Origin of the sequence: Streptomyces sp. 8K308 (assembly GCF_004348315.1) — a bacterium.
In the GTDB taxonomy this organism is placed as follows: domain Bacteria; phylum Actinomycetota; class Actinomycetes; order Streptomycetales; family Streptomycetaceae; genus Streptomyces.
Genome location: NZ_SMKC01000227.1, coordinates 1 through 11,766, shown reverse-complemented (window position 1 = coordinate 11,766; position 11,766 = coordinate 1). Strand labels below are relative to the sequence as shown.

11 protein-coding genes and 2 pseudogenes are annotated in these 11,766 nt (G+C 73.1%); 5 read left to right on the top strand and 8 right to left on the bottom strand.

Going from position 1 to position 11,766, the window contains the following annotated elements:
* Positions 1-137: 137 nt before the first annotated feature.
* Positions 138-1,169 (top strand): LLM class flavin-dependent oxidoreductase, encoded by a 1,032-nt coding sequence (locus E1265_RS25355; protein WP_132933324.1) that lies wholly within the window; start codon positions 138-140, stop codon positions 1,167-1,169.
* A 186-nt stretch (positions 1,170-1,355) separates the two neighbouring features.
* Positions 1,356-2,102 carry a class I SAM-dependent methyltransferase gene (locus tag E1265_RS25350; RefSeq protein WP_132933323.1) on the top strand — a complete coding sequence of 249 codons (747 nt, stop codon included), beginning with the start codon at positions 1,356-1,358 and terminating at the stop codon, positions 2,100-2,102.
* 46 nt (positions 2,103-2,148) lie between these two features.
* On the opposite strand, the gene E1265_RS25345 is transcribed toward E1265_RS25350, so the two are convergent.
* The 5 genes and pseudogenes from E1265_RS25345 to E1265_RS25325 all read right to left on the bottom strand — a co-directional run bounded on the left by E1265_RS25345 (position 2,149) and on the right by E1265_RS25325 (position 4,975).
* Positions 2,149-2,751, bottom strand: coding sequence for an ATP-binding protein (locus E1265_RS25345; protein WP_243741095.1), 603 nt, complete (start codon positions 2,749-2,751; stop codon positions 2,149-2,151).
* A 77-nt stretch (positions 2,752-2,828) separates the two neighbouring features.
* Positions 2,829-2,957, bottom strand: a pseudogene (locus tag E1265_RS25340) (2-phosphosulfolactate phosphatase); the annotation flags it as partial.
* A gap of 122 nt (positions 2,958-3,079) precedes the next feature.
* Positions 3,080-3,661, bottom strand: a pseudogene (locus E1265_RS40390) (ATP-binding cassette domain-containing protein); the annotation flags it as partial.
* A gap of 32 nt (positions 3,662-3,693) precedes the next feature.
* Positions 3,694-4,437 carry a VTT domain-containing protein gene (locus E1265_RS25330; RefSeq protein WP_132933322.1) on the bottom strand — a complete coding sequence of 248 codons (744 nt, stop codon included), beginning with the start codon at positions 4,435-4,437 and terminating at the stop codon, positions 3,694-3,696.
* A gap of 160 nt (positions 4,438-4,597) precedes the next feature.
* Positions 4,598-4,975: a DUF2255 family protein gene (locus tag E1265_RS25325; protein WP_132933321.1), complete on the bottom strand. Its 378-nt coding sequence runs from the start codon at positions 4,973-4,975 to the stop codon at positions 4,598-4,600.
* Positions 4,976-5,179: 204 nt separating this feature from the next.
* On the opposite strand from E1265_RS25325, the gene E1265_RS25320 reads away from it, so the two are divergent.
* Positions 5,180-6,379, top strand: coding sequence for an FAD-dependent oxidoreductase (locus tag E1265_RS25320; protein ID WP_132933320.1), 1,200 nt, complete (start codon positions 5,180-5,182; stop codon positions 6,377-6,379).
* Between the two features lie 29 nt (positions 6,380-6,408).
* The gene (locus tag E1265_RS25315) at positions 6,409-7,365 is read left to right on the top strand and encodes a sigma-70 family RNA polymerase sigma factor (RefSeq protein ID WP_207931200.1); all 957 of its coding nucleotides are present in this window, start codon (positions 6,409-6,411) and stop codon (positions 7,363-7,365) included.
* A gap of 75 nt (positions 7,366-7,440) precedes the next feature.
* Here E1265_RS25315 and E1265_RS25310 read toward each other — a convergent pair whose 3' ends face one another.
* From E1265_RS25310 to E1265_RS25300, 3 genes are read right to left on the bottom strand one after another with little or no spacing between them, the layout of a single operon-like run.
* On the bottom strand, positions 7,441-8,322 hold the full coding sequence (locus tag E1265_RS25310; protein ID WP_132933318.1) for a carbohydrate ABC transporter permease: 882 nt from the start codon (positions 8,320-8,322) through the stop codon (positions 7,441-7,443).
* Positions 8,319-9,293: a sugar ABC transporter permease gene (locus E1265_RS25305; protein ID WP_132933317.1), complete on the bottom strand. Its 975-nt coding sequence runs from the start codon at positions 9,291-9,293 to the stop codon at positions 8,319-8,321. Before E1265_RS25305 ends, E1265_RS25310 begins: the two co-directional genes overlap by 4 nt.
* Positions 9,294-9,322: 29 nt before the next feature.
* Entirely contained in the window at positions 9,323-10,597 is a 1,275-nt protein-coding gene (locus E1265_RS25300) for an extracellular solute-binding protein (protein WP_207931199.1), read from the bottom strand.
* Between the two features lie 107 nt (positions 10,598-10,704).
* Between E1265_RS25300 and E1265_RS25295 the strand changes: the two genes are divergently transcribed.
* Positions 10,705-11,748 carry a LacI family DNA-binding transcriptional regulator gene (locus tag E1265_RS25295; protein WP_132933316.1) on the top strand — a complete coding sequence of 348 codons (1,044 nt, stop codon included), beginning with the start codon at positions 10,705-10,707 and terminating at the stop codon, positions 11,746-11,748.
* Positions 11,749-11,766: the final 18 nt, after the last annotated feature.

Here is an 11,766-nt window from a genome sequence, read left to right as displayed (position 1 = left end):
CGCCCACCCTCCGCACCGTCGAACTGACCGGCGCCGTTCGGCTCCCGCCCGGCGCCTGATCCCTCGCCCGACTCGCCGGCCTCTGCGAGAATCGGTCGCCGGGAGCGGGGACCGCCCGCGAACAGGGAGGAGCCGCCGTGCCGTCCACCCCGAGGCCGCTGCGCAGGCTGGGCTTCCTCACCATCGGCCTGTTCGACGAGGCCGCGCCGCGCGCCGGCCACGAGGCGACGCTCAGCGTCATCGAGCTCGGCGAACGGCTCGGCTTCGACAGCGCCTGGGTGCGCCACCGCCACCTCCAGTACGGCATCTCCTCGCCGGTCGCCGTGCTCGCCGCGGCCTCCCAGCGGACCCGGCGGATCCACCTCGGCACCGCCGTCACCCCGCTCGGCTGGGAGAACCCGCTGCGGCTCGCCGAGGACCTGGCGACCGTCGACATCCTCTCCGGCGGCCGCCTCAACCCGGGTGTCAGCGTCGGCCCCCCGATGCGGTACGAGGAGGTCAGGGACGCGCTCTACCCCGACACCGGGGACGCCGAGGACTTCAGCCACGAACGTGTCCGGCGGCTGCTGTCGTTCGTGCGCGGCGAGCCCGCGACCGGCTTCAGCGGGACCGAGGGGTTCGAGGCGTTCTCCGACCGCGTCCAGCCGCACGCCCCGGGACTCGCCGACCGCATGTGGTACGGCGCCGGCAGCCTGCGCTCGGCGCGCTGGGCCGGGGAGCACCGCATGAACCTGCTGACCAGCAGCGTGGTCAAGGCCGAAGACCCCGACGCCCCGGCGGACTTCGCCCAGATCCAGCTGTCGCACATCAGGGCCTTCCGCGCCCACCACCCCGACCGCGACCGCGCCCGGGTCTCGCACGGCCTGGTCGTCGTCCCCACCGACTCGGCCACCCCGGCACAGCGCGCGAAGTACCAGGAGTACGCCGCGGCCCGCCTCCCGCGGACGACCGAGCCCCAGGGGCCCGCCCGGCTGCTTTTCGCGCCCGACCTGGTCGGCACCTCGGCCGAGATCGCCGAACGACTCCACGCGCACGCCGCGTTCCACGAGGTCGACGAGGTCGCCTTCGCGCTCCCCTTCACCTTCGCGCCCGAGGACTACGTCCAGATCCTCACCGACATGGCCACCCACCTCGGCCCCCTGCTCGGCTGGCACCCCGACCCGTCCTGACCCCCGGATCGGGAAAACCACTGGACGGGCGGACACCCGGCGACCTAACGTCGCCCGCGTCCCCGACCACACGTCCGAGCGAGGTGCGACTGATGAGTGTTCAACGACGGCGGCCGACCGAGGTCGGCTCGCCCCACGCCACCGCCATGACCTCCATCACCGCATCGAGCGTAGGGACACCAATCCGTGGATCTGCCACGCGTCTTCACCATCCGCGAGAGTAGCCACCGCATCCACAACCCGTTCACCGACGACCAACTGGCCGCCCTCGGGCGGGCACTGCGCCTGCCGCAGGGCGCGCGCCTGCTCGACCTCGCGAGCGGCTCCGGCGAGCTGCTGTGCACCTGGGCCCGCGACCACGGCGTCACCGGCACCGGGGTGGACATCAGCACCGTGTTCGTCGAGGGGGCCAGGGCCCGCGCCGTCGAGCTCGGGGTCGCCGACCGGGTCGACTTCGTCCACGGCGACGCGGCGGGACACGTCTCGGCCGAGCCGGTCGACGTCGCGGCCTGCCTCGGCGCCACCTGGATCGGCGGCGGCCTCACCGGCACCGTCGAACTGCTGCGGCGCAGCCTGCGCCCCGGCGGCCTGCTGCTGGTCGGCGAGCCCTACTGGCGCCTGAAGCCACGGGACCAGGCGACCGTCGAGGCCTGCTACGCCACCAACGAGTCCGACTTCCTGCCGCTGCCCGGTCTTGTCGAGCGGTTCGGCGAACTCGGCTACGACGTCGTCGAGATGGTGCTCGCCAACCAGGACGGCTGGGACCGCTACCGGGCGGCCCAGTGGCTCAACATCCGCCGCTGGCTGGACGCGCACCCGGACGACGAACTGGCCCCCCAAATGCGGGAGGAACTCACCACGGCCCCGGCGCGCTACGCCCGCTACGAGCGTGACCACCTCGGCTGGGGCGTCTTCGCGCTGATGGCCCGCTGACCCACCCGGTCCCGCCGCTCGCTGACGTCACGCGGTACGCGAGGCGTCAGCGAGCGGAGGCCCCCGGGCCGGCCGGCCACCCGAAGGACGGCCACCGATCGGCGGCCCACTCCGGCCAACCCGGCCACCCGGGAGGCGGACCGCCGATCTCCCGCCCACCGAGCTCCGCGGCGTCGGGCTCCTGGAAGGCCGCCCTCCAACTCGCCAACTCCGCCTCGCTCATCGGGAAGGTCTGCTCCGGGGTGGTGGACTGGCGATGAGCGATCCGAGCGCGTTGGGTGTCGAGATCCACCGGCAGGTACACGAGGCGACAGGACCCGCCAACCGACGCCGCCAACCAGCGGATCGCGGACCTCTCGTCGCGCGACCAACAGCCGAAGTCGACGACGACGTTCGTTCCGAGCCGCAACGCGTCCAGGCCGAGCCAGAGCAACCGCCCCTCAAGCACGTCGCGCTTCCCGCCCGCCTCGTGCTCGCCGAACAGCGGAATCATCCACTCGTCGGGGGTCAGCCGCAGGGCGTCGTGCTCCATGGCCAGCTGCCGAGCCTTCGTGGTCTTCCCCGCCCCGGGCAGGCCGACGGTCAGGAACAGGGTGGTCGACTGACCCGGCGTCGCCGGGGCAGGCGGATCGCACTGACAGGGGCTCACGATGGGTCCTCACCTTTCTGAACCTTGTCCGACCTGGGCCAATGGACGGGATGGCGCGAGTCGGACCGCACCAGCGATCAGATCGAAGCCTCATCGGTCAGCGAGGGCACGGCGCACGGGCGGAGGACCATGAGCGAGTCCTCCAAGGTCGCCACCATGGCGAAGGGAAAGCGGTCGAGCTCGAGACAGAGCGCGATGTCGTCAGGAACCACTGGGTGAGCGTGTGACCGTAGCGCGCGGCCGGTCGCCGCCGAGGCGCCGGTGCCGGTGCCGGTGCCCGGGGCGTGGCCGTGGGGCGGGGTGTCACTGCGGGCACCGGCCGGGCCGGTCAGGCCGCGGTGCCCGGCTGGAGCTGGTGGTAGAGGCCGCCGAGCGCGAGCAACTGCTCGTGGGTGCCGACCTCGCGGATCCGGCCGCCGTCCATCACCACGATCCGGTCGGCGCCGCGGATGGTGGACAGGCGGTGCGCGACGACGAAGACGGTGCGGCCGCGCATCAGGCGGCCGAGCACCTCCTGGACCAGGGCTCCGAGCGGCCGTCGAGCGCCGAGGCCGCCTCGTCCAGCACGAGCACCCGGGGATCGCGGATCAACGCCCGGGCGATGGCGAGCCTCCCCCAGACTTCGCCCGGGAGGTGCCCCCCCAGCCGCTGCTCGCCGGAGAGCCTGGCGCCGTGCTGTCCCACCACGGTGTCCACGGCAGCCGGGAGACGAACTCCCAGGCGTTGGCGGCCTCCAGTGCCGACCGCAGGGTGTCCTCGTCGACCTCGTCGGCGAGTCCGTAGGCGACGTTCTCCCGGATCGTGCCGGCGAACAGCATGGACTCCTGCGGCACCACGGAGAAAACCGCCGGTAGCTGCGCAGGTCGAGGTCGGCGGCGTCGGCGCCGTCGAGCAGGATGCTGCCGTCGGTTGAGGGAAAGCGCTTTCTCCGTGGAGGAGAAGTCAATCGCCCTCGCGCCCCCGGCGGCAAGCCCGGGCCTGGCGGGCCCGGGCGCGGCGGGTGAGGGCGGCGCCGGCGAGCAGCGCGAGCACGGCCGCCGCCGGCAGCCAGAGCCCGGCCGAGGACGACGGGTCGCTGGCCGAGGCGCCGGCCAGCACGGCGACGGCGTTGCCCGGCACGGTGCCGAGCAGGGTGGCCGCGGCGAACGGCGGCCACCGCATCCGGGAGACGGCCGCGCCCAGGTTGACCGCGGCGAACGGCACGACGGGCAGCAGCCGCAGCACCAGCACATCCCGGAAGGCACGATCCGTCAGCCGCTGTTCGAGCCGGCTCAGCGCGGTCGAGCGGGCCAGCAGCGAGTGGGCCGCGTCCCGGCCGAGCAGCCGGCCGGCGCCGAAGCCGAGCATCGCCCCGAGCGTGGTGCCGGCGGCGGCGATCGTCAGGCCGTAGGGCACCCCGAAGAGCGCGCCGGCGGCGGCGCTGAGCGCCGGCCTGGGCACCAGGGCCAGGGTGCCGAGCGCGTAGCCGGCGGCGAAGGCAGGCCCGGCCCACCAGCCGGCGGGCCGGTCGAGCAGCCGGTCCTGGCCGGCCACCAGCACGGCGCAGCCGGCGCCGGCCACCAGCAGGACAAGCAGCGCGAGGCGCCCCCAGGGTGAGAGCAGGACGCGGGCGAGCGGGCCCCGGGTGGCCCGCCGGAGGGCGGGGGCGACGGCGTCGGCCGATGGCCGAGCGGAAAGGTCAGGCATGTACGGCTGCGCGGACGGTCCGAAGTGAAGCGGTGGTGGCCCAAGTCAAGCACGTTCCGCGCGGGCGCGGCCGACCGCGGGGTCGACGCACGCGCCACGGTGGACGGGGGCGTGGCCGGCGGGTGGTGGCTCCCGCCGCCGTGGCGCGCGGCACGTCAGGTCAGCGTGGCACCAGCTTGAGCGTGGTGTCCCGGGCCGGGGCCGCGACCATCGGGTCGACGTAGGCGGCGCTGTAGCGGCGGTACTTGGCGCGGTAGGCGGCGTCGATCCGCTCGTTGAGCGCGGGGTCGGCCTCGTCGACGAAGGAGACGTCCCGGTCGACGCCGCCGGAGCTGATGTGGCCCTCGTGGCTGCGCTGTGCGGAGCGGAACCAGGCGCCCTCGCGGCCCCGGTAGGAGCGGACGTAGAGGTCGTCGCCGTCCCTGACCACCCAGATGGGGATGGCGGAGCGCGGGGTGCCGTCGCCGCGCAGCGGGGCGATCTGGAGTTCGTCCGCGTGTTCGATGCGGCTGAGTTCGTCGTTGGTCCAGGTCGGCATCGGCTCGTCTCCCTTCGGGGGGCGGTCACGCCTCGGCGACCGCGCGCCTCACTCGGCAGTATCACCCGCCGCACGCGCCCCGACCACCCGAGGCGGGCGGCGCTCCTGCCGACCTGTGACCCATGCCATATGCGGTTCCTGTCAGCAATCGGGGTGCTGTTCCGCTCAAGTCACCGGGAACAAGCGAACCGACAGGAGCATCACATGAAGCACCGCATCGTCGTCCTCGGCGCCGGCTATGCCGGGGCCTACGTGGCCGGGACCCTGGCCCGCCGGCTGTCCCCGGCGGACGCCAAGATCACCGTGGTCAACGCGGCGCCGGAGTTCGTCCAGCGCATGCGGCTGCACCAACTCGCGGCCGGCCGGGACATCGAGGCTCCGAAGCTCGTCGACGTCTTCGCGGGCACGGGGATACGGCTGCGCCTGGCCCGGGTCACCGCCGTCGACCCCGAGCGCCGGGTCGTCGCCGTGGCCGACGCCGACGGCGGCGGCGAACTCGGCTACGACACGCTGCTCTACGCGCTCGGCAGCCAGGGCGACGACCGTGTCGTCCCCGGCGCGGCCGAGCACGCCTTCGACGTCGCCGCCCGGCCCTCGGCGCTGCGCCTGCGCGAGCGCCTGGACAGCCTGGGCAGGCGGGGCGAGGGCGGGCGCGTGCTGGTCGTCGGCGACGGGTTGACTGGCATCGAGACCGCCACCGAGATCGCCGAGTCCCGGCCCGGCCTGTCGGTGACGCTGGTCGCCCGCGGCGAGCTGGGCGGCCCGCTCTCCGCTGGAGCCCGCGGCCACCTGCGCCGGGCCTGCGACCGGCTTGGCATCACCGTCCTTGAGCACACCAGCGTCGAAGCCGTCGACGCGACACGGGTCCGGTGCGCCGACGGCACCGCCCTGGCGTCCGACGCGACCGTGTGGACGGCCGGTTTCGCGGTCAGCCCCATCGCCGCCGCCGGCGGTCTCGAGGTCACCGAGGACGGTCGGATCGTCGTCGATCGCACCATGCGGTCGGTCTCGCACCCGAACGTCTACGCCGTGGGCGACAGCGCCTACGCCGTCGGTGACAACGGCCGGCCGCTGCCGATGTCCTGCGCTTCGGCCGGCTTTACCGGCATGCAGGCCGTGGCCGCGATCGTGGCACGCCTGACCGGCCGCAAGGTCCCGAACACCAAGCTGGTCTACGTGGGCAACCACATCAGCCTCGGGCGGCGGGACGGGATCCTGCAGATGGTCGACGGCGAGGGACGGGCGAAGCCGAGGTACATGGGCGGCCGGAAGGCCGCGCGGATCAAGGCGGGCATCCTCAGGATGTCGCTGTGGTCCACCTCGCACCCGACCTTCGGCCTGCCCCAGCGCAGGCGCCGCCTGGTCGCCGCGCCGGACGCGTCCACCAGGCAGGCGGTCGCGTAGCCGACCCGGGCCCGCCTAGGGTGGACCGCGTGGACAGCGCCGCCACTGATCGCTTCGACACCAGTCGGTTCGAGGCCAGCCGGAACCGGCTGGCCTCGCTGGCGTACCGGCTGCTCGGCTCCGCCACCGACGCCGAGGACGTCGTGCAGGACGCGTTCCTACACTGGCAGGCCGCGGACCGGCGGCGGATCAGGGTGCCGGAAGCGTGGCTGACCAAGGTCGTCACCAACCTGTGCCTCGACCGGCTCCGCTCGGCACAGGTCCGCCGCGAACGCGCCGCCGGCGCCTGGCTGCCCGAGCCGCTCCTCGACGGCGACCCGATGCTCGGCCCGGCCGACACGTTCGAGCAGCGTGAATCGGTCTCCCTGGCCGTGCTGACGCTCATGGAGCGCCTGTCGCCCATCGAGCGGGCCGTCTACGTCCTGCGCGAGGCGTTCTCCTACGGCCACGCCGAGATCGCCGAGATCCTCGACATCACCGAGTCCGCGAGCCAGCAGCACCTCCACCGGGCCAGGCGCCACATCACCGCCGCGCGCCGTGGCGGCGGCGACGTCGACCCGGCGTCCGCCCGCAGGATCGTCGAGGAGTTCCTCGCCGCCGCCTCCTCGGGCCGCACCGAACGTCTGGTGGCGCTGCTCACGGACGACGCGACCGCGATCTCCGACGGCGCCGGCGGCTTGGCCAAGGAACTGCTGCGGTACGACACTCCGCAGCGCATCGCCGCCGTCGTACGGGCCGGCCTCAGGCCCACACCCGCGAAACGGCGACTCGTCGGTGGCACGCCCGCCATCCACTACGCGCTCGTCAACGGCGCCCCCGCCATCCTCTTCGTCATCGGCGACCAGGTCGTCGGCGCCGCGATGTTCGACGTCACGGGCGGCGGGATCGCGACCGTGCGCGGCATCGCCGCCCCCGCCCGCCTCGCCCGCCTCGCCGAGGCCTGGCGGCGACACGAACCGGAACCGCCGCTCGTCCCCGAGTGGTGACCCGACGCCGCGTGGCTCCGCGCCGGCCGCGCCCGCCCGGGTCCGCCGGCCCTTCGGCGCCCCGGGCGGGCCGGGTCAGCCCTTGAAGGCGCCGTCGAGGATCCCGGACACCATGCGCCGGCCGACGAGGACGAACAGCACGATCAGCGGCAGGGTCGCGAGGAACGAGCCCGACATGGCCAGGCCGAGGTCGACGCTGAAGTTGTTCTGCAGGGCCTTGATGGCGATCTGCACGGTGTAGGTCTCGGGGGACTTCAGGACGACGAAGGGCCACAGGAAGTCGTTCCAGGCGGTGACGTAGCCGAAGAGTCCGAGCACGAAGGCGGCGGGGCGGACGATGGGGAAGGCGATCCGCCAGAAGATCTGCCAACTGTTGGCGCCGTCGATCCTGGCCGCCTGCATCAGCTCGTCGCTGAGCGTGGTGGCCAGGTGCTGGCGCATCCAGAAGATCCCGAAGGCACTGGCGAGTCCGGGCACGATGAGGGCCTGGAGGGTGTCGACCCAGCCGAGTTCGGAGACGATCAGGTACTGCGGGACGATCGCGAGCTGCGTCGGCACCGTCATGGTGAGCACGACAATCAGGAACAGCGTGTCGCGGCCGCGGAACGCCAGCTTGGCGAAGGCGAAGCCGGCCAGCGCGCACAGCACCGCGTGCCCGACGCCGATGGTGCCGGCCACGATCACGCTGTTGGCGACCGAACGCAGGAACGGCACGGTGGTGAGGACGAGTTCGGCGAGGTGGAGGAAGTTGTCGCCGGGCACGACCTCGGGCGGCATCCTGGTGGCCGTGGCCGAGTCGGTGGTGGCGACCACGAACATCCAGTAGAGCGGGAAGAGGCAGACGACCGCGGCCAGCGTGAGCAGCGCGTAGGTCCACCAGCGGACCCGGTCGACGGGGCGGCGCCGGCGGGTGCGCGGCGGGGGAGTGGGCTGCGGGGTGCGGCGTGGCGTGGTCATCGGTTCTCCGGGCGGACGCGGGTGGCGGCGAGGTAGTTGATCAGGGCGATGCCGACGACCATCACGAAGAGGGCGACGCCGATCGCGGCCGCGTAGCCGAACTGGAACATGCCGAAGCCCTGTTCGTAGAGGAAGAGGGTGAGCGTCTGACACTCGCGGGTCGGTCCGCAGGTCAGCGGCGCGGCGCGGGAGACGAGCAGCGGCTCGGTGAAGATCTGCAGGCCGCCGATGGTCGAGGTGACGACGGTGAAGACGATGATCGGCCGCAGCGAGGGCACGGTGATGTGCCGGAACCGCTGCCAGCCGCCGGCCCCGTCGACGGCGGCCGCCTCGTAGGTCTCGCGGGGTATCGCCTGGAGCGAGGCGAGGTACAGCAGCGTGGTGTAGCCGAACCAGCGCCAGGTGACCATGGCGGCGATCATCAGGTGGCTGCCCAGGCCCGACTGGACGAAGTCGACGGGACCGAGCCCGACGAGGCCGAGCAGCCAGTTCAGCAGGCCGTAGTCCCGGTCGAACATCTGGGCGAAGACGATGGTGGTGGCGGCCACCGAGGTGATGTAGGGGACCAGCATCGTCATGCGGAAGAAGACCGCCCAGCGGAGCCTGGCGTGGTGCAGCAGGTGCGCGAGCGCCAACGCCAGCGCCAGCTGTGGGACGGTGGAGAGCAGCCAGATGCTGAGCGTGTTGCGGGCGGCGTTCCAGAACCGCGGGTCGTCGAGGAGGCGCGTGAAGTTGTCGGTGCCGATGAAGACCTGGTCGCCGATCGGATTCCAGTCGAACAGCGCCACATAGAAGGTGAACAGCAGGGGGAAGAGGCCGAACACCGCGAAGATCACGAAGAACGGGGCGATGTAGGCGTAGGGGGCGATCCGCTCGCCGATCCCCTGGCGGATCCCGGTCCGCGCCTTGGGGAGGCGCGCCGGGGCCGGGGATGGGACCGGGGCGGGCGTCGGGCTGAGGAGTGTGGTCACGGCTCTCCGCTTCCTGAAAGGGTGCTTCTTCAGCGCCCGATGGCGATCCGGATGTTGTCCAGCGCCCGTTCCCAGGCCCGTTCCGGATCGCCGCCGCCCTGCTCGACGTCGGTGATGGCGTTCAGGAACTCCTGGCCGATGGTGGAGCTGTCCCGCCCGATGGGGAACGGCCGCAGCCCGAGCAGCGACTCGGTGTAGACGCGGCCGACCGGGGCGTCGGAGAAGAACGGGTCGGTGTACGAGGCCAGGCGCTCGTCGTCGTACACCGAGGGCGTGGTGGGCAGCGAGCCGGCGTCGGTGAAGTGGTCGAGCTGGCCGGCCGGCGACTGGGTCTCCCGGATGTAGTTCCAGGCGGCCTCGGGGTTCTCGGCGTTCCGGGGGATTGCCAGGTAGCTGCCGCCCCAGTTGCCGGCGCCGCCCGGGATGGTGGCCAGGTCCCAGGAGCCGGCGGTGTCCGGGGCGTTGGTGCGGATGGCGTTGAGCATCCAGGACGGGGCGGCGAGCACGGCGTAGTCCCCGTGCTGCATCCCGGCGCCCCAGCCCTCGGAGAACGAGCTTTGGCCGGCCGTGATGCCCGCCTCGACGGCCTCGAGGGCCAGGTCGAAGGCCTCGCGCACCGGGGCGCTCTCCCGGTACACCGGCTCGCCCGCCTCGTCGTAGTACTTCAGCGACCCCTGGTTGACGGCCTGGTAGAAGACGCTGGTGGCGGCGTTGTCGACGAACGCCGCGCCGGTGGCCGCCGTGTAGCGGCGCCCGACGTCGATGAAGTCCTCCCAGGTGGGCCACAGCGCCCCGACCTGCTCGCGGTCGGTCGGCAGCCCGGCGGCGGCGAACAGGTCGGTCCGGTAGGCGACGGCCAGGCCGCCGACGTCCGTCGGCACCCCGATCACGCTTCCGTCCGCGCCGGTCGACTGCGCGATCACCCAGTCCAGGTAGTCGCCCCTGATCCGGTCGGCGCCGAACCGCCGCAGGTCGTGGAAGTTGTCCGGCTCCTCCACGAACCGTGGCAGGTCGTCGCCCTGGATCAGCACCAGGTCGGGGACGTTGCCGGCGGACAGCGCGGTGACCAGGGCCTGCGCCGTCTCCACGGAGCTGCCCACCTCGGTGAGCCGCACGTCGATCTCCGGGTGCGCCCGCTCGTACTCGGCGACCGCCGCCTCCTGGTTGATCCCGGAGAAGGACCAGAACTCGAAGGACCTGCCGTCGCCGCTGCCGGGGTCCGAGCGGTTGGAGCAGCCGACCGTGACCAGCAGGCCGAGGACCAGCGCGAGCGCCAGGCGCCGCGCGTCAGAGCTTCTGGACAATGCTCTCGTTTCTTTCGTGAGGGGGTGGCTCGGACCGGGCGGCGAAGCCCGCTGTGTTCGTCCTGGGACCCGAAACGTTCGAAGAGGGTGCCGTTAGACTTGGCGTCATGAGCTCGACCGCCAGGACCACGCCCGTCGACAGCGCGCCGGGCGAGCCGCTGACCATCGCGCAGATCGCCAAGCGCGTCGGCGTGTCGGTCGCCACGGTCTCCAAGGTGGTCAACGGGCGGGCGGACGTCGCCCCGCTGACCCGCTCGCGGATCGAGAGCGTCATCCAGGAGCACGGTTACCGGCGGCAGAAGAAGTCCACGAGCCCGGCGCCGCTGATCGACCTGCTCTTCCACGCGGTGGAGGGCGGCTACGCGATCGAGATCTTCCAGGGTGTGCAGCGGGTGGCGGCCGAGCAGGGCCTGGCCGTGGTCGTCTCCGAGCTGCGCGGGCGCCCGCCGGCGGGGCGCGAGTGGGTGGACGAGGTCCTGGTGCGCCGCCCGACCGGCGTGATCGCCGTGTTCTCCGGCGCCACCGGCGCCCAGGTCGACCAACTGCGGGTCCGCGGCATCCCGTTCGTCCTGCTCGATCCGACGGGGGAGCCCGACCACTCCTGGCCCTCGGTCGGCGCGGGCAACTGGAGCGGCGGCCTGACGGCCACCCGCCACCTGCTCGACCTCGGCCACCGGCGCGTCGCCGTCATCACCGGGCCCGAGGACGTGCTGTGCGCCCGCGCCCGGCTCGACGGGTTCCGCGCCGCGATGGACATGGCGGGCGCGCCGGTCGAACCCGAGCTGGTCAGGGTCGGCGACTTCCGGCACGAGGCGGGGCTGCGCCACGGGCGCGAACTGCTGCGGCTGCCCGAGCCGCCGACCGCCGTCTTCGCCGGCAACGACGGGCAGGCGCTCGGCGTCTACCGGGCGGCGGCCGAGGCCGGGCTGCGGGTGCCCGAGGACCTCAGCGTGGTCGGCTTCGACGACCTGTACCCGAGTCAGTGGGCCAACCCACCGCTCACCACGGTGCGTCAGCCGCTCGCCACCATGGCGGCCACCGCCGCGACCATGGTGCTCGACCTGGCCGAGGGCAGGACGCCGGCGCAGACCAGGGTCGAGCTGGCCACCGAGCTGGTCCTCCGGGGCAGCACCGCGCCCCCGCGCGCGTAGCCGGCCCCCGCCCACGAC